16 protein-coding genes are annotated in these 21,131 nt (G+C 29.9%); 15 read left to right on the top strand and 1 reads right to left on the bottom strand.

Features of this window, described 5'->3' with window-relative positions; genetic code table 11:
- The first annotated feature begins 142 nt into the window (after positions 1-142).
- Positions 143-901 carry a phage replisome organizer N-terminal domain-containing protein gene (locus GXK56_RS05495; protein WP_160685949.1) on the top strand — a complete coding sequence of 253 codons (759 nt, stop codon included), beginning with the start codon at positions 143-145 and terminating at the stop codon, positions 899-901.
- Positions 902-923: 22 nt separating this feature from the next.
- Here GXK56_RS05495 and GXK56_RS05490 read toward each other — a convergent pair whose 3' ends face one another.
- Complete coding sequence (locus tag GXK56_RS05490; protein ID WP_160685947.1) at positions 924-1,754, bottom strand: helix-turn-helix domain-containing protein; 831 nt, start codon at positions 1,752-1,754, stop codon at positions 924-926.
- Between the two features lie 243 nt (positions 1,755-1,997).
- Here GXK56_RS05490 and GXK56_RS05485 point away from each other — a divergent pair, with 243 nt between their 5' ends.
- The 14 genes from GXK56_RS05485 to GXK56_RS05420 all read left to right on the top strand — a co-directional run bounded on the left by GXK56_RS05485 (position 1,998) and on the right by GXK56_RS05420 (position 21,130).
- The gene (locus GXK56_RS05485) at positions 1,998-4,082 is read left to right on the top strand and encodes a beta-galactosidase (RefSeq protein WP_160685945.1); all 2,085 of its coding nucleotides are present in this window, start codon (positions 1,998-2,000) and stop codon (positions 4,080-4,082) included.
- Positions 4,083-4,354: 272 nt separating this feature from the next.
- On the top strand, positions 4,355-5,770 hold the full coding sequence (locus GXK56_RS05480) for an MDR family MFS transporter (RefSeq protein ID WP_160685943.1): 1,416 nt from the start codon (positions 4,355-4,357) through the stop codon (positions 5,768-5,770).
- 123 nt (positions 5,771-5,893) lie between these two features.
- Positions 5,894-7,243 (top strand): sigma 54-interacting transcriptional regulator, encoded by a 1,350-nt coding sequence (locus GXK56_RS05475; protein ID WP_160685941.1) that lies wholly within the window; start codon positions 5,894-5,896, stop codon positions 7,241-7,243.
- A gap of 375 nt (positions 7,244-7,618) precedes the next feature.
- Positions 7,619-8,956 (top strand): acyclic terpene utilization AtuA family protein, encoded by a 1,338-nt coding sequence (locus tag GXK56_RS05470; RefSeq protein WP_160685939.1) that lies wholly within the window; start codon positions 7,619-7,621, stop codon positions 8,954-8,956.
- Positions 8,957-8,959: 3 nt separating this feature from the next.
- On the top strand, positions 8,960-9,262 hold the full coding sequence (locus GXK56_RS05465) for a hypothetical protein (RefSeq protein ID WP_160685937.1): 303 nt from the start codon (positions 8,960-8,962) through the stop codon (positions 9,260-9,262).
- Between the two features lie 46 nt (positions 9,263-9,308).
- Entirely contained in the window at positions 9,309-9,965 is a 657-nt protein-coding gene (locus GXK56_RS05460) for a CoA transferase subunit A (protein WP_202127828.1), read from the top strand.
- Between the two features lie 4 nt (positions 9,966-9,969).
- Complete coding sequence (locus GXK56_RS05455) at positions 9,970-10,626, top strand: 3-oxoacid CoA-transferase subunit B (RefSeq protein WP_160685935.1); 657 nt, start codon at positions 9,970-9,972, stop codon at positions 10,624-10,626.
- Between the two features lie 108 nt (positions 10,627-10,734).
- A complete protein-coding gene (locus GXK56_RS05450; protein ID WP_160685933.1) occupies positions 10,735-11,508 on the top strand; it encodes an alpha/beta hydrolase family protein in 774 nt (257 codons plus the stop codon).
- Positions 11,509-11,640: 132 nt separating this feature from the next.
- On the top strand, positions 11,641-12,897 hold the full coding sequence (locus GXK56_RS05445) for an MFS transporter (protein WP_160685931.1): 1,257 nt from the start codon (positions 11,641-11,643) through the stop codon (positions 12,895-12,897).
- A gap of 128 nt (positions 12,898-13,025) precedes the next feature.
- Positions 13,026-14,750 carry a CocE/NonD family hydrolase gene (locus GXK56_RS05440; RefSeq protein WP_160685929.1) on the top strand — a complete coding sequence of 575 codons (1,725 nt, stop codon included), beginning with the start codon at positions 13,026-13,028 and terminating at the stop codon, positions 14,748-14,750.
- Positions 14,751-14,982: 232 nt separating this feature from the next.
- On the top strand, positions 14,983-17,172 hold the full coding sequence (locus GXK56_RS05435) for a diguanylate cyclase (RefSeq protein ID WP_160685927.1): 2,190 nt from the start codon (positions 14,983-14,985) through the stop codon (positions 17,170-17,172).
- A gap of 196 nt (positions 17,173-17,368) precedes the next feature.
- Positions 17,369-18,274, top strand: coding sequence for an alpha/beta hydrolase (locus tag GXK56_RS05430; RefSeq protein WP_160685925.1), 906 nt, complete (start codon positions 17,369-17,371; stop codon positions 18,272-18,274).
- 240 nt (positions 18,275-18,514) lie between these two features.
- Complete coding sequence (locus tag GXK56_RS05425) at positions 18,515-20,083, top strand: ABC transporter substrate-binding protein (protein WP_160685923.1); 1,569 nt, start codon at positions 18,515-18,517, stop codon at positions 20,081-20,083.
- A gap of 93 nt (positions 20,084-20,176) precedes the next feature.
- The gene (locus GXK56_RS05420) at positions 20,177-21,130 is read left to right on the top strand and encodes an ABC transporter permease (protein WP_160685921.1); all 954 of its coding nucleotides are present in this window, start codon (positions 20,177-20,179) and stop codon (positions 21,128-21,130) included.
- Position 21,131: the final 1 nt, after the last annotated feature.

The following is a 21,131-nucleotide window of genomic DNA, read 5'->3' as shown; positions in this document are numbered from 1 at the left end:
TTAAATTGCTATATGAATATGAAGGAGTATGATAGATATGAGGGAAAGAAGATATGCACCTATAAAAAGAGCAGCTATGCTGCAATACGGAACTTTTTTAGTAGATTAAATTGCTATATGAATATGAAGGAGTATGATAGATATGAGGGAAAGAAGATATGTTAAATTCAAGTTAGACATCTACGATGACACAAAAACTAAAGTTATAGATCAAAAACCAGAAAGGGATTTTATTCATTACTTTTTTGCCAGGTGCATTATATTAGCTGGAAAATCTGACTGTGAAGGTGAATTATATATGGCAAAGAATATCCCTTATACAATAGAAACTCTAGCAATAGAGTTTAACAGAGATGAGGCTCTAGTTAAACTGGCTTTAGATGTATTGATGGAATTAAAAATGATTGAAGTGACTGAAGATAATATTTATAAAGTAAAGAGTTTTGTTAAACATCAAAATATTAAGGTAGAGGAAAAAGTAAACTCTAAAGATAGAGGAATAGATTTAAAACATAAGGAAGCAGCTACAAGAGAAGTTATTATTGAAGCAGTTAATAATAAGGAAACAAATAAATCAGAAGAGAAAGCTAAAAATAAGGTGGCCGAGAATAAGTCATATCCTATTATAAACGATGATAAAGTAGCATTACCAATTAATAATAATCAATTTAACAAAGACAATAATCAAAGTATAAAAATTAGTGATAATATATCTCCGAGTAACATACCTATACTTTTTGATGAAAAGAAAAATAGAAAAACAGCAAACAAGAAAAAGAAGGAGCACGTAATTAATATGAGTGACGAAGAAGAGAGAAAAGATGAGGATCTGGTTTCTTTTAAAGAAGACGAATATGTATTAGGTGAAGGCGAAAGGCTTATTTCCGCGTGGACTTTTTAATTCATTTTAGATAATAAATTTATCATACAAGTCTCTTTCTATATTCTGCAGGAGTTAAGCCTTCATTTTCTAAAAAAATTTTGCCAAAATAACTGATGCTTGGATAACCACACTCTAATGCAATTTGCTTTACAGTTAACTCGCTTTTTTCTGTTAGCAATTGTTTTGACTTTTGAAGTCGGCATAACATAATAAAATTAGTAGGTGACATACCAGTAGTCTTTTTAAACATTTTACAAAAATAAAAGGTACTTATGTTTAATTCATCTGCCCAATATTTGAGATTAAAGGGTTTTGATGATAGCTCACGCATTTTAGGTAGAATTGTCACAATTTTATTATATATATCACCTTTATTTATAGTAAGTGCTTCTGCTTGTGATAGGAATTCTGAAATAATTCCATAAGTAAGTGTAGATAAGGTTGATTGATGAAGAATACCAGAGTTTTCTGCTTCCTCTAATAAATTAATGATGTTTATTTTTATATTATTCCATAACTTTAATGTCCATACGTTAGAAAGATGGAAGCCTTTTTCTATAAAAAATTCATTTAAGTAGCTGCCTCTAAAATGAACCCATACTACTTCCCAAGGATTTTCCTTATCTGAATAATAATGTTGCTCTTCAGAAGGAAAGTATAAAAAAGAATCTCCTGGCTGTAGCACATTCACATGATTATTGGCTTTGAGATAACCCTTACCACTTATTACAACATGGAGATTAAAATAATTAAATTCATTTTTTTCTCTAATGGCACAATGTTGAGGTTCGTCCTTATACCATCCAACAGCTTCAGGAAAGCAAAAATAAGGGTTTTCATGTACAATCGGTAGAAATACTTGTCTTTTCATTTAATAACCTTTCCGATAACAATATAATTATATAAATAACAATATAGATGTATATACTCTGTCAATTACGTGTAATACAATAACAATATATTAATATATAAATGAAATAATATCAAACTTATATTACAGAATTATTTTTCTAAACAGAAATCGGAATAGCTTTTGATTAATGTAAAAGCTAAAGCTAATAGTTAGTGTAATAGTTTTCTGTTTATAAGTTAATTGAAAAAGGGAGCGGAGTAAATGTCTATAAATCAAAATAATCAATTAGAAAAATCTTTTAAACTTGATAAACCAACAATTGGAGTTTGTTACTATCCTGAACATTGGCCTGAAAATTTGTGGGAAAGTGATTTAGAAAGAATGCTTGAACATGGTATTGAGGTTATAAGAATTGCTGAATTTGCTTGGAACAAATTTGAGCCACAAGAAGGAGTCTATACTTTTGATTTCTTTGATAATTTCTTAAATCTTGCATATGAAAAAGGAATGAAGGTGATTTTTTGTACTCCTACAGCAACGCCACCAGCATGGCTTACACATAATTACCCTGAAGTATTAAATGCCAAGGAAGATGGTACATTATATAGACATGGAATGAGAAGACATTATACATATAATTCACCAATATACAGAGAATTTACTTCAAAGATAGTTGATAAAATTGCAGCACATTACTGCTCTCATCCTGCTATTATAGGTTGGCAGATCGATAATGAATTGAATTGTGAAGTAGGAGTTTTTTATTCAAATTCTGATCATGCTGCATTTAGAACATATCTTAAGGAAAAGTTTAAAACTTTAGAAGCACTAAATGAAGCTATGGGTACAACTTTTTGGAATCAAACTTATACTTCATGGGAGGAAATTTATTTGACACGTCCTACAGCTAGTAACTCAAATAACCCACATTTATCTCTTGAAGAAAAAAGATTTATTTCATATAGTACTATAAGCTATTGTAAGCTTCAGGCAGATATAATAAAGAAGTACAAGCCTAAGGAACAGTTTATTACTACAAATGGAATTTTTGGACACTTGGATAGTCATGAAATGACTAATTTAGCACTAGATTTTATAACTTATGATTCGTACCCTAATTTTGCATATGACACTTGGACAACACCTAAAAAACCTGGAAATTTAAATGATCGTAGATCTTCCTGGTCTCTTACAAATGCTAGATCTATTTCACCTAATTTTGGTATAATGGAACAGCAATCAGGAGCAGGTGGCTGGGATTCAAGAATGAAGCAGCCTAGTCCAAAGCCAGGACAAATGAGATTATGGACCTTCCAATCCATGGCTCATGGAGCTGATTTTATTAGCTATTTCAGATGGAGAACCTGTTGGATAGGAACAGAAATTTATTGGCATGGCTTAAATGATTACTCTAATCAGCCTAATAGACGTCTCAAGGAATTAGGGGCAGTTCGTGATGATTTTAAAAAGTTAACAGAAATTTCAGGCTCAAAATATGAAGCTAAAGTAGCCTTAATAAAAGATTACGATAATATATGGGATGGAGAACAAGATAAATGGCATGGACCAATAGACAGTTTTAGTGATGATGGTTGGTTTACTGGAGCACAATTAACTCACACTCCGTTAGATTTTTTGTATTTTCAAAATGCTACAAGAAAAACTTCTTTAGAAGATTTGAGTAAATATGAATTACTAGTATATCCTCATGCAACTATTCTTACAGAAGAAACAGCTAAACTTTTAAAAGCTTATGTTGAACAAGGCGGTAAATTAATCATGGGAGCTCGTACTGGTTATAAAGATCAATATGGAAGATGTCCAATGCATCAAATGCCTGGGTTTGCATCGGAAATATGTGGAGTAAAAGTAGTGGATTACACCCATCTTGGACCTGGAGATGAAGATGAATATTCTATTTGGAATGGGGAAGAAATTGAAGCTCCTGTTTTTAATGATATATTAGAACCTTTAGATGGCGCAAAAGTACTGGCTACCTTTAAGGGAAATTATTATGATGGAGCACCAGCTCTTGTAGAAAATAAGCTTGGAAAAGGAACAGCTTATTATTATGGTGCTGGTTTTAGTCCCAATACAGCAGCAGTATTTCTTAGAAAACTAGGATTTACAGCGCCTTATAGCAGCCTTGTAGAATTGCCTAAAGAAGCAGAGCTTGCTGTAAGAAGAAAAGATAATCAAGATTATATATTTATATTAAATTATATGACTCATAATATTGAAGTAAATATAAAGGAACCAATGATTAATTTACTTTCAGGTGCTGAAGTTACTGGTAAGACAGAACTTGAAAAGTATGGAGTTATGGTATTGAAAAAACTTAAATAAAAGATTAATTATAATTAAAAAAATATAATATATTTTTAGTATATTTATAAAGATAAAATGTAAATTTTATCTCATGATATAAATAAAGAGTATAAGGTATTTAAAGGATAGAAATAAACTTTAAGTACCTTATACTAGTTTTATAATTATATTAACTAAGCTAAATATTTAATTATTATGTTTTATAGAAATAAAAAGGTTATTATTATATTATTAAAAATGTATATTAGCCAATGATGAAAAAAAATTTTTAATAAGGAAGTGAGTTAAAAATGAATATAAAAAAGAAAAATATAGTAATAGCATTAATGGTATCTATGTTTTTAGGAGCAATTGAGGGGACTGTTGTGACCACAGCTATTCCAACCATAGTCAAGGATTTACAAGGATTTCAACTTATTAGTTTAGTCTTTTCAGTATATTTATTGGCTTCTGCAATTTCTACGCCTATATATGGAAAGTTATCTGACTTATATGGAAGAAAAAAGATGCTTTCAATTGGAATAGTAATATTTTTAGTTGGAAGTTTTTTATGTGGAGCATCACAAAACATGTATATGTTGATTATATTTCGTATAATTCAAGGGTTAGGTGCAGGTTCAATATTTACGATTCCATATACAATAGTTGGAGATGTATTTACTCTTGAGGAAAGACCAAAAGTCCAAGGAATGATAGGAACAGTATGGGGAGTGGCAAGTCTAGCAGGACCTTTTTTAGGAGGAATATTAATCGATATATTGTCATGGCATTGGATATTTTTCATTAACATTCCATTTGGAATAATATCAATTATACTTCTTGAAAAAAATTTGGAAGAAGATTTTGAAAGAAAAAAACATAAGATTGATTATGCAGGCATTATAATTTTATCAATAGCAATGATTATATTTTTAAATATTTTTAATGAACAACAAAATTCTAATAATATATTTAATATAATATCAGTTTTTATAACAATTATACTATTATTCGTATTTTATAAGATAGAAAGAAAAGCAGAAGAGCCAATTATCCCTTTTGATATATTTACAAGAACAAGTATAATAATAAACTTAATAAGTTTTTTAGTAGCAATTATATTGATTGGTGTTAATGTTTATGTACCAATATATATGCAAAATGTGTTAGGTTTTAGTGCAAAGGCATCTGGTTTAAGTATGGCACCTATGTCTGTTACTTGGCTTATAGCCTCAGTAGTTTTAGGAAAATGCATATTAAAGTATGGGGGAAAAGTGGTAACACTTATAGCTAGTTTTATTTTATTTGTTGGAGTAATATTATTGATTACTTTAAATTTAAATAGTTCACTAGTGCTAGTGTTAGCAGTTGTCTCCATAATAGGCTTTGGATTAGGTGGTGTCCTTAGCATTTTAACTATAATCATACAGGAATCTGTTGGATATGATAAAAGGGGAGTTGCAACTGCAACTAATTCATTGGTTAAGACTATAGGTGAAACAATAGGGATAAGTTTGTTTGGTGGTATATTCAATTTGTACATAGCTAAATATTTTATTGATCGTGGCATAAATGGAGTAGATTCAAGTAGTTTATATAATTCTATTCTAACGAGCGAACAGATAAAACTTTCAATAAACAGCTCATTACATACTTTATTTATACTATTTGTAATTATAGCAATTCCATCTGTGATATTATCTATAGTTATACCTAAGGAAAAATAAATAGTGCGTGGATTATTAAAATAAAGCTAATGTTTAGTCTAAATATTCTATAATAAATTTGATTATTGATAAATTAATGAATAGAAATTAAAAAAATTTTATAGCCATAAGGAGAGAATACCTATGAAATTTGGAGAATTAAATAGCTCTATATTTGATTCCTTGTATGATGGAGTTCTTATTGCAGATAAAGATAATAATGTTGTATATGTAAATCCAGCATATACAAGAATAACTAAAGTAGAAGCAAAGGATATAATAGGAAGAAAAATTGGGGAAGTGAGAATAGGAAGCAGATTACCAGAGGTGATTAATAGTGGTGAAAAGCTTTTGGGGATTAAAAGAAGTGTTAATAATGTAGAATATTTTGTTAATATGGTTCCTGTTTTTGAAAATGGAGAGGTAGTTGCAGGAATATCTATTTTAAATGAGATAAATGATATTTACAAACTAATGGAGGAATTAAATAACTCAAAGCAGATTATTAAAGATTTAAAGAAAAAGATAAAAGCAAATGATAAGGCAAAATATACTTTTGATAGTATAGTTGGAGAAGATAGTAAAACAAAAGAATTGAAGGCCTTTGGAAAGAAAATCGCTAAAAAGAAAGTAAATATACTCATTACAGGAGAAAGTGGAACAGGAAAGGAATTATTAGCGCAAGCTATACATAATGAAAGTGATAGAAGAGAGGAACCCTTTATAGCTATAAATTGTGCAACTTTTGAAGCAAATTTTCTTGAAAGTGAACTTTTTGGATATGAAGAGGGGGCTTTTACTGGAGCTAAAAAGGGTGGAAAAATAGGACTTTTCCAAAAGGCAGAAGGAGGAACTATTTTTTTAGATGAAATTTCAGAAATGGATTATAGTCTTCAAGCAAGGCTGCTTAGAGTGCTACAAGAAAATATAATAAGACCTATTGGTGCTGTTAATGAAATACCTATAGATGTTAGAATTATTGCAGCAACTAATAGAAGCCTAGAAAATATGATAATAAATAAAGAATTTAGAGCTGATTTATATTATAGAATTGCAGTTTTTACAATAGATACAATACCTCTAAGAGAGAGAAAGGGAGATATTGAGACCTTAATAAATTATTTCTTGGAAGAAGCGGAGCAGAAATTTGCTAAGAAAGTTAAAATTTCAGAAGAAGCCTTTAATGTTTTATATAATTATAAATGGGAGGGAAATGTTAGAGAATTAAAAAACACGATTGAGTTTGGAGTTATGATGACAGATGAAGCTGTAATAAGAGTGGAACATTTACCTAAAAAACTTCAAATAGAAGGCATAAAGGAAAGTGTTATAAATATAAAGCTATTAAAAGATGCTGTTAAAGAATTTGAAGAAAAAGAAATTAATAAAGTTATTGATATTTACGGAAATACATTAGAAGGAAAGAAAAAGGCTGCGGAAGCGCTAGGAATCTCTCTTGCCTCCTTATATAATAAAATGCAAAATCTTCGTTAGAGGAAAATAAGTTAATAAAAATGTGAGTCGTTATCTTATGTAAAATCGTAGGTAATGACTCATTTTTTTATTGATAATTATTTAAAGAAAAGATATTCTAAAAATTTAGAAATTACGAATTGTAATTATAATTTTTTAGAATAGAGCTCCAATTAAGGTTTTGTAACATTTAAATAGCTTTTATGTAATTAGTTATAAATAAAATTCTAAAATTTTAGAATTTTATATTTTGATAATTAGAAGTTTAATTTTTTCATTAGAGCTTATAAACCATCATTATAACAAGAATTAAAGCCTAAATAATAAAATAATTATAAGTTGGCATAATAATTGCTTTAAATAAAAGGGAAGAATTAAATAAAGGAGATAATGTCAATGAAAAGCATTAGAATTGGTGGCGGAGCTGGATATGGAGGAGATAGGATTGAGCCTGCAGTTGATTTAATTAAGTATGGAAAGCTTGATTATATTATATTTGAGTGTCTAGCAGAAAGAACTATTGCCCTTGGACAATTACAAAAGCTTTCTGATAATAATAAAGGTTATAATGAACTTTTAGAATATAGAATGGAAAAAGTATTGCCATTAATAAAAGAAAAAAATATAAAAGTTATAACTAATATGGGAAGTGCAAATCCAATCTCAGCAATGAAGGTAATAAAAGAAATGGCAAAGGCCATGAACATTAGTGGCTTAAAAATAGCAGCAGTTTTAGGTGATGATATTAGTGATAATATTGAGAAATATTTAGAAAATCAAGTCATTGAAACAGGTGAAAAGTTAAAATCAGTTTCAAACGTTATATCAGCCAATGCATATATAGGCTGCAAAGGAATAGTTGAAGCTTTAGAAAATGGAGCAGATATTGTAGTTACAGGAAGAGTTGCAGATCCATCCTTAGTACTTGGACCACTGGTATATGAATTTAAATGGAACTTTAATGATTATGACTTATTAGGAAAAGGAACTTTAGCAGGACATCTTTTAGAATGTGCAGCTCAAGTAATGGGAGGGTATTTTGTTGATCCACCTTATAAGGAAATAAAAGATCTTTGGAATTTAGGCTTTCCAATTGGAGAGGTAAATGAAGAAGGACGTATAGTTATTTCAAAATTAGAACAAGCTGGAGGACAAGTTACTATAGATACTTGTAAAGAACAAATTTTATATGAAATTCAAGATCCAGAAAATTATTTTACTCCAGATGTAATTGCAGATTTTTCTAAAGTTAGAGTTAAAGAAATAAAAAAAGATGAGATTTTAGTTGAAGGTGCAAGTGGAAAAGCAGCAACAGGATTATACAAAACCAGTGTTGGTTATAAGGATTGCTACATTGGTGAAGGGGAAATAAGCTATGGTGGTACAGGAGCTTATGAAAGAGCAAAAATAGCAGGTGAAATAATAAAAAAGAGATTGGAGTATATAAAGCTTCCTATTGAAGAACTGAAAATAGATTATATTGGTGTCAATTCATTATATGACGCTAGCTTAAAAGAAAAAGCTTCCTATGATGAAGTAAGGTTAAGAGTTGCTGCTAGAACATTAACTAAAAAGGATGCAATAGTTATAGGCAATGAAGTAGAGGCACTTTACACAAATGGACCAGCTGGTGGCGGCGGTGCAAGAAAATATGTAAGAGAAGTAGTTTCAATTGCATCAATTTTAATTCCTGCAGAGGATATAAAAATATCTGTTCAGTATGAGGAGGTATAAAAAATGAAATTAAGAGAAATAGCACATTCAAGAACTGGAGATAAGGGAAATATTTCAGTTATTTCAGTCATTGCATATGATGAAAAGAATTATAAAAAACTCAAAGAAGAAGTTACTGTAGAAAAAGTAAAGAAACAGTTTGAGCATATTGTAAAAGGTAAAATAACTAGATATGAAATAGAAAGTCTTGGAGCATTAAACTTTGTAATGGAAAATGCATTAGGTGGAGGAGTTACCCGTTCTTTAGCAATAGATCCTCATGGTAAATCTCTAAGTTCCTTATTGTTAGAAATAGAAATAGATTAACATATTAGGAGTAATTACTATGTAAATAAGATTGAAGGAGGTTATTATGTCAAAGATAACAACACCACAAAAAGCAATTGAAATTATCGAAAGTGGAAGTGTATTGATGATTGGTGGGTTTCTTAAAGGAGGACATCCTGAAACCTTAGTAAGGGAACTAGCTACTAAAAAGCAAATAAGTGATCTTACGGTAATTTCAAATGATACAGGAACAACAGAATGTTCTTTATATAATGTAATAAAAAATAAACAGGTAAAAAAGGTAATTGCATCTTATATAGGTGCGAATCCAGAGACAGGTAAAGGGTTAATCACAGGAGAAATGGAGGTTGAACTATTGCCACAAGGAACTCTAGCAGAAAAAATCAGAGCTGGAGGAGCTGGTCTTGGAGGATTTTTAACTCCAGTTGGGGTTGGGACTATAGTTGAAGAAGGAAAAGAAAAAATAACTATAGATCAAAAAGAGTACATATTAGAATTACCATTAAAGGCTGATATTGCTCTTGTTAGGGCAGCTAAAGCTGATGAAAATGGAAACCTTGTATTTAAAGGATCTTCTCGTAACTTTAATGCTATAATGCCTTTGGCAGCAGAACATGTTATTGCAGAAGTCGAAGAAATTGTTCCTATTGGTGAAATTGATCCTAATGAGGTTGATGTGCCAGGAATATTAATAGATAAGATTGTAAAGGTAGGTGAATAAAAGCTTGGATAAAAGAGAAATTATAGCCAGAAGAGTTGCTAAAGAATTTAAAGATGGTGATGTTGTTAATCTAGGAATAGGCATACCAACTTTAGTTGCAAATTATATTCCGAGTCAGATTAAAGTTCATCTGCAATCTGAAAATGGTATTTTAGGCCTAGGACCTGTACCTAATGAGGAAGAAATAGATGATAATGTTTTAGATGCTGGTGGAAAACATATATCAGCAGCAAAGGGAGCTTCATTTTTTGACAGCGCATATTCTTTTTCATTAATAAGAGGAGGGCATATAGATATAACTGTCCTTGGAGCTTTGGAAGTTGATGAAGAAGGAAATTTAGCAAATTGGATGGTTCCAGGTAAAAAGGTTTCTGGAATGGGTGGAGCTATGGATTTAGTAGTTGGAGCTAAGAGAGTTATTGTTGCAATGGAACATTTGAATAAAAATGGAGAATGCAAAATAATTAAAAGATGTAATCTTCCTTTAACAGCAGCTAAACAAGTAAATACAATTATAACTGATATGGGAGTAATGGAAATTGATAAAGAAAAAGGCATAATTTTAAAAGAAATTGCGCCCAATATAACTCTAGAAGAAATCAAAAAAGCAACAAATAGTAATTTGATAATAACAGAAGATTTGAGAGTTATGGAACTTTAGTTATCTAGGAGTAATGCTTATATCAATTCAACTATTAAAGAAAATAGAAATAGTTGATGGACTTTTCATAAATTAACTAAATTTAAATAAAGAAGTGAGGGAGTTAAAATGTCATTATTTCAAGTAAGTTTTTTTTCAAAAGTATTAGGTAAAGCAACAATGTTAAGCGTAATAATACCTGAAAGTGATAACAGAGAATATAGTCCAATAGATAGAACTATAAAACATCCAACTTTATATTTATTACATGGAGGAACAGATGATTATTCTGCATGGATGAGACAATCATCAATAGAAAGATATGCAAAGGAACATAAAATAGCAGTAGTTATGCCAGATGCAGATTTAAGTTACTATACAGATATGGTTCAAGGAAGAAAATATTGGACTTTTATTAGTGAAGAAGTACCAGACTTTGTTAAAGCTCATTTTCCATTATCAGAAAAAAGAGAAGATAACTTTGTAGCTGGATTATCAATGGGAGGCTACGGAAGTTTTAAATTAGCATTAAGAAAGCCAGAAATGTTTAGTGCAGCAGCTAGTTTTTCAGGAACACTTTGTATGGATGATATGATAAATTATGTGCCACATAGAGAAAAAGAATTTAAAGAAATCTTTGGGTCATTGGATGCAATTAAGGGTTCAGAAAACGATTTGAAATATCTAGCAGAAAATGCAGTGAAGGATAAAATTGATTTACCTATATTGTATCAAAGCTGTGGCACAGAAGACTTTTTATATAAGATGAACATTGAATTTAAAGAATATGCTAAAGAATTGGGAATAAACCTTACTTATGAAGAAAGTAAGGGGACACACGAATGGGCATATTGGGATAAATGCATACAAAGAGCTTTAGAGTTTTTTGATATAAAGAAATAATAAATAAATTTAACTTTAGAAATAAGATACTAAAGAATTTGTTCGTAATGTATTTGTATATTACGAACAAACTTAGATACAGATTTTAAGATAAATAAGAAAAATAAATGACAAAAAGGAGTTTAAAGTATTATGGAAAAAACAAAAATGCACTATTCATGGCTTATATTTGCAGGTTGCTGCGTGATGTCCTTTGTAGGATTAGGATTAATTTTAAACACACAAGGATTATTTTTTACACCAGTAGGAAATGAATTAGGGTTTACACGTACTCAAATAGCTTTAATGTTAACGATTCAAAATGTAGCACAAATGATAACAATGCCTTTTGCAGGTAAAATGTTTCCTAAATATAATGCAAAAATTTTATTGACTGGAAGTTTTATAGTATTTGCAGGAGCTATAATAGCATGTTCAACATTTAATAACTTATATATGTTCTATGTAGCAGGTGCTGCAATGGGAGTTGTTCAGCCATTTTGTGTAAGTTTAGTATTACCAATATTTCTTGGGAATTGGTTTGAAAAGAAATTAGGTTTTGCATTAGGTATAGCAGCTGCAGTTTCAGGGTTAGGTGGTACTATATTTAATCCAATAGTAAGTAATATTATTGTAAATTATGGATGGAGAAATGCATACATATTTATCGGTGTTTTAGCATTAATTCTTGTTTTACCGTTTACATTATTTATAATGGTATTCAAACCATCGGATAAAGGATTATATGCATATGGAGTAGATCCATCTAAAGTAAAATCAGAAGAACAAATAGAACAAAGCGGATTTACTGCAAAAGAGGCCTACAAAATGCCAGCCTTTTACTTATTCTGTATAGCAGGGGTTGTATTACAAATGGTAGCAGGCCTTGTACAACACGTATCAGCCCACGTTGTTAATCTTGGATATCCACTAACTGTTGGAGCAACTGTTATATCAGGAATAATGCTTGGAGCAGCAGCAGGTAAATTTATTATTGGATTCCTATTAGATAAATGGTCATCAAAGCTTGTAACTTTTGTATATGCAACACTTGGTTTTATTGGCTGGTTAGGATTAAACTTAGCATTAAATCAACAATTGATGGTAGCTTCAGGTTTTGTAATTGGATTAGCTCAAGCATTAGTACTTGTAGCATTACCATTTTATATTAAAAGAGTATTTGGAACAAAAGAATATAGTGCTATTTTTTCAACTGTAAGCGTGTTAGCCGCATTAGCTTCAGCAGCTTCAGTTTATATTGGAGGAGCTTTCTTTGATGCAACAAAATCATATAGAATTCCATTATCATTAAATTCAGCATATTTTGTAGTTGCATTAATTACAATTATAATTGCAACTTCAAGTAAGAAGAAAAATGAAGCTAGAGCTATTAAAGAGCAATTAAGTTAAGGTTTTGATTATAATTACTTCAGCAGAGGAATTAATTTATAATTTTGATGCTGAAGTATTTTATATACAAATTCATTAAGGTAGTTTGAATATTATTAAAAATGTGAATAAGGACTGGTGATAATATTATGGATATAAAAGAGTTAATAAAAGAAATTAATGACAGAGTTATTAAAGAATTACCCAGTGCAACTCATGAAATTACTGGATGTGAAGTTTTTAATGTAAAAATGAGAGATGAAGTTTCTTTAGTTACTAAGGTATATTTTCCAAATGGTGAAGGACCATGGCCAGCTATATTAATAAGATATCCTTATCCTAGTAATGAACAGATATATTATGCAGCCTACAGCCATTTTGTTGAGCATGGATATGTACTCATAATGCAATCAGCTCGAGGAACAGGTGAATCAGAAGGAAAATGGGAGCCATTTTTTAATGAGAGAAATGATGGCATAGATACTGTAAATTGGCTTGTTAAGCAAAAATGGCAAAATGGAAACATAGGTATGTTTGGAAGTTCTTATTTATCTTTTTGTCAGTGGATGATTTCAGACTCACTTCCAAGTGAAGTGAAAACTTTGGTCATAGACTGTTTTGGAACTGAACGACATGAACAGATTTATATGAATGGTATGTTTAGACACGACATTTATACATCATGGGCATATGGTAATTCAGGATTAAATCCAAAGGAGCATCCAGGAGAATTATATCAAAAAGGTATTTATATGAGACCACATATTGAAGCAGATAAAGAACTATTTGGAGGTGAAATTCCATTTTATAGAGAATATATGTCCAATGTGGAAAGCTCTAGTGAATATTGGACAAACGGTACATGGGCTACACTTAAGGAAATTCCTTCAAAAGTTAAAGTACCAATGCTTTTGATTGATGGGTGGTTTGACCATCATTTAGATGGATTGGTGAAGGGGTATTTAAATTTAAGTGAAGATGTAAAAAGTAAGAGTCGCTTAATAATTGGTCCTTGGGATCATATGGGGAATAGTCCAGGAGAATTAGAATATCCTAATAATGAAACAATAGGATATTTAAAGGTAAAAGCAGGATTAGAATGGTTTGATTATATGTTAAAAGGAAAGCCTTATAAAGATAAGGTTGGAAGTATTGAGGCTTATATTGTTGGAAAAGGCAAATGGGAAACCCTTGAAAGTTGGCCGCCAAAATCAGAAATTCAAACTATGTATTTTGAAAAATTAGAAGAGAAATATAAAGGTGGACTATTGTCAGAAAATACACCATGGAATGAAGAAAAGTTAGAATATAAATATGACCCTGATAAATATATTATGACAAATGGTGGTACAGCACTGCTTGCATGGATTACACCAGGATATGGTGATACTAAACAAGGTGCAAGATTACAGGAAGAACCAGGATATAGAGATGATGTATTGACTTTTATATCAGAAGAATTTTCAGAAGATAAAAAAATAGTTGGGAATATAAAAGTTAAGCTAAAAGTTAGTACAGATGCAGAAGACACAGCTTTTGTAGCTAAAGTGATGGTGGTGCTTCCAGATGGACGTTCATTTAACATTTGTGATGGGATTAGCAGTTTGATTTATAGAAGTAAAACGGAACATGCACTTGAATATGTTCCTAATGAAATTGTAGAAGTTGAAATTGAAATGTGGCCAGTAAGCTGGTGCATTAGCAAAGGATCGAAATTAAGAGTAGATATATCATCATCTAATTTTCCAGCATACAACAATCATACAAATATAAAAGGAAATTGGGCAAAGCAAAAAGAAACTTTCGTTGCTAATCAAACAGTTTACGTTGGACATGTAAATTCATCAAGTATTGAATTACCAATAATAGAATAAAGATTCTTTATATAAGAATAATACAAAAAGACCTAAGTCAATATATGGCTTAGGATTTTTTGTTTAGTTTAATAATTATTTTATTTAAAACATTCATAAATATAATTAAAGATAGATTTAACAGTAATTAAAAACTAATATAACTATATTTTTTACCTAAAAAAAATAGTATAATATAATATAAAAAGAAAATGTATAATTTTAGGAGAGTGTATAGTATAGGAGAAATCTTATGAAAGAAGAGGATATGAGAAATAAGATTAATGCAATTTTAAAAGAGGGAAACGATCTAAGATATATTGATTCAAAGCGCGGAATAGAAACCTTAAAATATGCAATTGACTTGTGCAAAGAGATAAATTACGTATTTGGTGAAAAGTTAGCTAATTTATATATGGCACATTGTTATCATAATATTGGTAAAGGTGAAAAAGCCATACTCTTATTGATTGATTCACTACGCTACTTTATTATAGAAGAATTCTACGATCTTCAATGGATGGCCTATAATATTTTGGGAGTTTTATTTCTTCATGCAGGGGATATAGAAAGAAGTATGGATTTTCATGATAATGCCCAGATGGTTGCGGAAAAAATTGATTTTGGGAAAAAATATCATGAAGAGTTTACTTCGAAAAAGGCAATGGTAATGACTTTTAATAATATAGCAGAGAATTATAAAAAATTAAGGAAATTTGAAGATGCATTAGCTTATTGCATAAAAGCATATGACATTGATGAAAAGTTTGATTATGCATTAACTAAGGGATTGATAATACTAAGTTTGGGTGAAGTATATTATGAACTTGAGGATTATGAAAAAGCTGATAAGCTTTCTTTTCAAGCTCTAAAGTATTTAAAGAAATATAATCATACAATAGCTGAAGCAGATGCTTATAAATTAATGGCATTAAGTTTATGGAAAAGGGGTTTTTATGATAAGGTAGATGAATATTTCCACATTGCAATGGAATTAAATGAAAAGGAAGCTTTGCCTAATTACAAAATTGAAGCATTAATTAGTTATGCTGAATATTTAAAAGATAGAAAAAGAATAAATGAAGCTTTAGAAATATTAATTAGTGCTTGTAATTTATCACTTAAATATAAGATACCTGAAAAGGTATCTAAAATATCTATTATGCTATCAACTTTTTATGGAGAACTAGGAGATTATGAAAATGCCTTTAAATACACTAAGTTGCACTATGAACAGGAAGAAGTTCAAAATAAATCATATTATAGCAATGTAGCAGATAATTTAAGTGTAAAAAAGAAATTAAAAGAAATTGAAAAAGAAAATAACAAGATTGTAGAGAAGAACATAAATTTACAAATGCAAAGAGAATCTTTACAAATGCTTGTTGAAAAGATTTCTATAATTAGTGAGTTGGGGCAAAAGATGACATCAACTTTGGATATGGAGACCTTAATGGAAATACTTCACTTAAGTATTAAGAGTTTTATGAATTTATCTTATTTTGCTGTTGGACTTTATGATGAGGAAAATTACAAGATTGATTATTTATATACTGTGGATAGAGGGCAAAAAGGAAGAAGGGAACTTTTATTAATCAATGAGAGTGACACTTTTGCGTGGAAATGTATTCAGCAGAAAGATTTAATTGTAATAAATGATATAAGTAAAGAGTTTGATAAATATATAGATCAAAAAAAATATGAATATTTATCTAAGACAGGCAATAATGCAGAATTAAATTCTTTTATTTTTTGTCCACTTATAGTAGATACAAAAACTATTGGAATAATTACAATACAAAGTACAGAAAAAGATGCATTTACGCCATATCATGTTGAAATGGTTAAATCACTATCCGCATATGCTGCAATAGCTCTTAATAATGTAATAAAATCTATGGAGTTGAAAAGTTTAAATGAATTATTATTATCTTTATCTGAGGAGGATAAGTTAACAGGGATTGCCAATAGGCGTAAATTTGACGATTATATGGATCATATTTGGAATTCAAGTATTAAAGATAGAAGCAGCATCGCCTTGCTCATTATTGATATAGATTATTTTAAGGAATATAACGATAATTTAGGTCATGTAGAAGGAGATAAATGTATAACAAAGGTAGCTAATGCTTTGAAAAATATGAATATAAAATTACATTTTATTGCAAGATATGGTGGAGATGAATTTATGGTGGTCTTAGAAAAAAGCTCAATTGATCAAGCTGTAAAATTAGCAGAAAATATAAAAAGCGCAATAGCAGAACTTAATATACCACATGAATTTTCAAAGATTTCAGATAGAGTAACACTATCAATTGGTGCAGCAGCAGTAATTCCTAATGAAAATATGACCATAAAGGATTTTATAAGGGAAGCAGATAAAGCTCTTTATAGTGCAAAAAAATCTGGAAGAAATCAAGTTGCTGTTTGCACAGAAGAATAACTAATTGTTAACATCATAAGTTGAATTCAGAATGTCTTTGAAATTAAAAAAATTTCAGAGGCATTTTTTAAACAAGGTAAAAATAAAATGTGAGTTTTAATAATGAAAATGTATACATTTAGTGAAAAGCTACAATTTAATAATTGTATAATAGTGATATAATTGCATTAGAGATTTAAAGAAAGAGGGTATTCTTATGCGAATTACTAAAATTAAATTATGGGAAAACAATGAAGAAGTTACACTAATATCATATATTCTTGATAATTCACCAGAAATAAAAATTAAAAGACGTCCTACAATACTTATATGTCCAGGTGGGGGATATTTAATGACTTCAGATAGAGAAGCTGAGCCAATTGCAATGAAATTTGCAGGAGAAGGCTATAATACTTTTGTACTTAGATATACAACACATTACAATAAGCAAAATATAGATTTTAATAATCTGCCTAAAGGAAATGAAAATTCTAAATATCCACAGCCTTTATTTGATTTAGGAAAAGCAATATTAACTATTAGAAAAAATGCAGATGAATGGTCAGTGGATACAAATAAAATTTTTGTGTGCGGATTTTCGGCAGGGGGGCATTTAGTAGGTAGTTTAGGAGTGCATTGGGATAGTGAATTGCTTAAAAATAAATTTAAAGTTGAAAGCGAATTGTTTAAACCAAATGGACTTATACTAGGATATCCAGTCTTAGATTACAACTTAATGGAGGAACTAAAATTAGAAATAAATGATCCTGGTTTAAATGAATTTTGGGGAATATCTAATAATGCTCTTTTTGGAGAACCAAATCCATCAAAAGAATACCTTAAGGAATTAAGTCCGGTAAATTATGTTTCAAAGAATACTCCTCCAACTTTCATCTGGCATACTGCTAATGATGGTTTAGTGCCTGTGGGAAATTCAATAAATTTTGCTGCTGAATTATCTAAAAAAGGAGTACCATATGAGCTTCATATATTTGAAGACGGTGTTCATGGACTAGCTCTTTGCAATGAAGTAACTGCAAATGAAGCAGCTCATATTAATAAGAGTGCAGAAGCTTGGTTTGGACTGGTTTTAACTTGGATTAAAAAACATATAAAAGCATAGAAATAAAAATAAAATACTTGAATCACCATATGAAAATGTTGTGATTCAAGTATTTTTTTCATTGTCATTTAAGTATTACTACAAAAATATATAAATATTATATTGACAAAGTAAATCTGAGTGATATAATCTGAATATAAACCAAGTAAATGTATAGGGATTGTGTGAAAAAATATTAGCGAATAATATCATACAGTAATAATATTTGTAAATGTTAAAATAAATAAGGGGGAAAAACAAATGAAAATAGGAAAAATATCAAAGATTTTAATTGTAGGAATTACGGCAATAGGGATTTTAACTGGATGCGGTGCCGCAAGTAATAATGCAAAAACTGAAACAAGTACTCCAAAACAAGACACCTTTATATATGGTATTGATGGAGATCCAGGGAATTCTGTAAATGTAATAACAACAAGTGATCGTTATGGCTTGATGGAAATAAAAGCTTTATATTCACCATTATATATGTATAACGCAGACAAAATTGAATATTTCCTAGCGGAAAGTATGACTCCATCAGAAGATAAATTGACATATACAGCAAAGCTTAGGAAAGATGTTAAGTGGAGTGATGGAGAAAAATTCACAGCTGATGATGTAGTTTTCACTTACAATGAAATGTTAAAAGAAAAGAACGCTGGATGGGCATATAGCCAATTAATATTTAATGGAAAACCAGTAAAAGTAGAAAAGGTTGATGATTATACCGTTAACTTTATACTTCCAGAAGTTAGTGCACCAGCAATAGAACTTTTAGGAAATATTTTTATAATGCCTAAGCACATTTATGAAGGTGAATCAAATTTTGAAAACAGTGAAAAGAATGCAAAACCAGTTGGAACTGGGCCTTATAAATTAGAGGAATACAAAGCTGGTCAATATGTTAAGTTTGCAAAAAATGATGACTATTTCTTAGGTGCAGCCAAAATACCAAATGTTGTATTTAAGATTATACCAGATGCAAATACAGCTAAACTTGCTATTAAAAAGGGAGAAATAAATGCATTAATAGTCCAATCTAGTGATTTAAAAGATTTAAAAGATGACAAATTATCTACTTACACTTATGATGAAGGTAGAATTGCTTATATGGTAATGAACTCTAAATCTCCTAAGCTTCAAAATGAAGATGTAAGAAAAGCTATTTTCTATGCACTTAATAGAAAAGATTTAATTAATGCTGCTTATGGGTCAGATGAATATGCAAAGGAAGCTTATACTTTCCTTCCAAATGAAAGCAAATATCATACAACAGATGTTGAAAAATATGACTATAATCAAGATAAAGCAAAGGAACTTTTAGCTAAAGCTGGAGTATCTGGACTTAAACTTAAACTTGGATATGTAGGAAATAATGTGCCTTACCAAAAGGATGCTGCTATAATTCAACAAAATCTTAAAGCGGTTGGAATTGATGTTGAGCTTGCTGGAGGAGAATCAGCAGCTATTACACAAAAAATGAAAGACCCAAGTAGTGATTATGATATGTTCCTTGGTGGATACATTATGGGAATAGATCCAGATACATTTAATTCCTTGTTTATACCAGGTTCACACAACTATAGCCATTTTGATAACAACAAACTTGTGGATTTATTTAATGCTGGAAGAGTAGAAAAGGATGAAGCAAAAAGAAAAGACATATATAATGAAGTTCAAAAACAAATTCAAGCTGATGTATATTTCTATCCAATCCTTGAAAATAAGAGAATCCTTGTTATGAGCTCTAATATAGATGGAGTTAAAGAGGCAGCTCTAGTTCCAGTATATACTTTTGAAGATATGTCAAAGTTGTTTTTTAAATAAGATAAATTAAAAAATTATTATAGTTAATCAAATGGGGAATAACAAATAATTATTCCCCATTTATAATTTATTAATAAAGGAAGTGACAAGGTAGTGGCTAAATATATATTAAAGAGAATTCTTCAAGCAATTCCATTGCTTTTTATAATTTCAATAATATGTTTTACTTTTATTAAGTTAGCTCCATATAATGCAATTGATGCAATGGCTACACCTAATATGCCAGAAGAAACTGTCAATTTAATAAAAGCAAAATATGGATTTGATAAACCAGCTTATGTTCAATATTTTTTATGGCTAAAAGGAATATTAAGTGGACAATTTGGATATTCAATAGTTACTCATGAAAGTATAGCTAATGATTTGGCTGCAAGAATACCAGCTACTATAAAATTGGTATTACCTTCATATTTATTAGCAGTTATAATTTCAATAATTTTAGGATTACTAGCTGGAGCAAATAAGAATAAGCTTATTGACAAAATTATTGATGGGTTTTGCTCAATAGGCATAGCAATACCAACCTTTTGGTTTGCTATGATAATTATATTTATATTTGGATACAAGCTATCTTTATTGCCTATATTAGGAATGAACACTATTGGTAAGGAAGATTCCTTTTCAGATTTTATAGTTCATTTTATAATGCCTTGTTTTGTTTTAACTTTTGCTTTTTTACCAGAACTTATAAGATACGTAAGATCCTCAACAATAGGTCAAGTAACACAGAATTATGTAATGGTTCAAGATGCATTTGGTGGAAGTAATGTAGAAATATTATTTAAGCACATATGCAAAAATGTATTATTACCTATAGTGACGAAGGTTGGAATGGCATTGCCTATGCTTGTAACAGGTGGAATGATAACAGAAACTATCTTTGGATGGTCAGGCGTTGGGCCATATTTTATAACAGCTATTAAGGGGATGGATTATCCTGTAATTATGGCAATATTAGTATTATCGTCATCATTAGTTATACTAGGAAATTTATTGTCTGATATATTGTATAGCTTAATAGACCCAAGAATAAGAGGAATGAGGTGAA

The sequence above is a fragment of the Clostridium sp. C2-6-12 genome, from assembly GCF_009928485.1.
GTDB lineage: Bacteria > Bacillota > Clostridia > Clostridiales > Clostridiaceae > Clostridium.
This window is presented reverse-complemented; position numbering and strand designations above follow the sequence as displayed.